Source organism: Pedobacter sp. 01N416, from assembly GCF_056399685.1.
In genome coordinates this window covers 1-2,185 of the sequence record NZ_JBFTRT010000720.1, presented here as the reverse complement: position 1 = coordinate 2,185, position 2,185 = coordinate 1, and the positions used below count along the sequence as shown (strand labels likewise).

The 2,185-nt window shown below is 40.9% G+C and carries 1 protein-coding gene; it reads left to right on the top strand.

Translation table 11 applies throughout. The features are described 5' to 3' along the window. Window positions 1-700: 700 nt before the first annotated feature. Window positions 701-2,185: SusC/RagA family TonB-linked outer membrane protein (locus AC1DND_RS26290; RefSeq protein ID WP_477585603.1), on the top strand; the 1,485-nt coding region annotated here is incomplete at its 3' end.

The following is a 2,185-nucleotide window of genomic DNA, read 5'->3' as shown; positions in this document are numbered from 1 at the left end:
ACATATAGCTTCGGTTGTTGCAAGGTTCGGAATGGTTTGGTCGGTTGAAAGTGATGTGTTATTAGTTTCGTCAGTCAGTTGAGCCGACTTTTCGCAGCTGAACATCAGCATAGGGATGCTAATAGCCATTAAATAATGGCATAGATTTTTGTTTCTCATTTTTGGTTTTTTTTGGTTAGAATTTTTTACAACAGGGCAGAAGTTTTTTTAAGCACATTTGGTTAATATTCGGTTGTTGTATTATTTAAGTTACATAATGTATATGTTTAATTAGTGTTTTTATGTCTAAATATTTGTGCAATCGTTCCCGTTATCGTTTGCGTAATGCTGTATCTATTGATTTTTACCATTAATACATCAAAAAAAGATTGATTTCCATTGAACGGCCGCATAAAAAATTATATTCTTGGCCATTATTTATATAGCATAGCTTGTATAATATTATTGCATTTTTTTAAATTTATCAGGTATCGTTTTTAGCCTAAATTCCTTTCTGATTTCTGCTTTATTAAGCTCCGCAAACGATTGCACAAATAAATAATCCAATTTACTGCAGGCTCTGATTAAAACTCCGTAAGATTGTTGGGTATGTTGTTCGGTGCTGGATTTCAGGTCTTTGTGCCGTTTGCATCTAACTAATAATTAACATGTATATCGAATTTTAGGATTTGATGTGCTATTGAAAACCTAACCAAATATTATGATCAAATTGTATCTATCGTTGGCTATGTGCTGTCTGCTTTTTTTTACTGCTACAGCGCAGAACCGTACCGTTATCGGCCAGGTATCAGATGCCAAAACCGGTGAAACCCTTATTGGGGTGAGTATACTCCTTAAGGGCACTACCCAGGGCACAAGTTCAGACGGCAATGGGAAATTTAGCATAAGTGTACCAGACAACACTGCGGTGCTCATTTTTAATTACGTGGGTTATGCAAACCGCGAAGTAACTGTGGGCGAACAGCGTCAAATTAGTATCAAGATGTCGCCAGACGAAACCAACTTGAACGATGTTGTTGTTATTGGATATGGAACAGTAAAAAAACGCGATCTTACAGGTGCTGTTGTATCTGTTAAGGGGGATGATATTGCTAAAGTGCCTTCGGCAAATCCGCTTGAGTCTATTCAGGGAAAAGTACCGGGTGTTGATATTACCAGAAGCAGTGGCTCAGCTTCATCGGGCGTTAATATTAATATTAGGGGTACCCGTTCCATTTCAGCAGGAAACGGTCCGCTTATTATTGTTGATGGTGTGCAGTACGGAAGTTTGCAGGATCTAAATGCGAACGATATTGCTTCAATGGAAATACTCAAGGATGCTTCCTCTACTGCAATATACGGATCGAGAGGTGCCAATGGTGTAATCCTGGTAACCACTAAAAAAGGGATTTCCGGACAAGCCGTTGTATCACTTAATTCCTATTACGGGATCTCGCAGGTTGCACGGTATCCGGGTGTAATGGATGGCCAGCAATTTGTTGAGCAGCGCCGCCAGGCCTATCGTACCACAGGGAACTGGGCCAGCCCTGCCGATGATATCAAAATCTTTAATTCGGCCGAATATGCAGCCGTTCAGAATAACCAGTTTACCAACTATCAGGATCTATTGCTCCACGATGGAAGCCAACAGGATTATCAGCTCGGTGTTAGGGCCGGAACCGAAAAAACCAAAGCCTACTTTTCGCTCGATTATTTAAATGAAAAAGGACTCCTCAAAAACGACAGATCGGCACGTTACTCGGCGCGGTTAAACCTCGATCAGAACATTGGAAAGTATTTCACAACGGGGATGCAGGCACAGTTTACCCATTACGAGATAGATAACCGAAGGGATCCCTTAAACCAGGCCAACAAAATATCGCCTTTGGGTGATGCTTTCGACGCACAGGGCAATTTTATTGTCTATCCGCTTGCGGGAACTTCTGTGAATCCCCTTGCAGATGAGCAACCAGATGTATATTCCGGAAAATCGATCATCAACCGTACACTCTTGTCTGCTTATATGGAACTAAAACCAATAAAAGGACTTGTAATCAGGTCGAATGTGGGCGCAAACCTGAATACCGACAGAACAGGTACGTTTGCCGACCGGTATTCGATTGACAGGAATGGTTCAGTTCCAAAGGCCGCATATTCGGCTTCGAACAGCCATTTAATCAATATTGAAAATTTTGTAACCTATAAC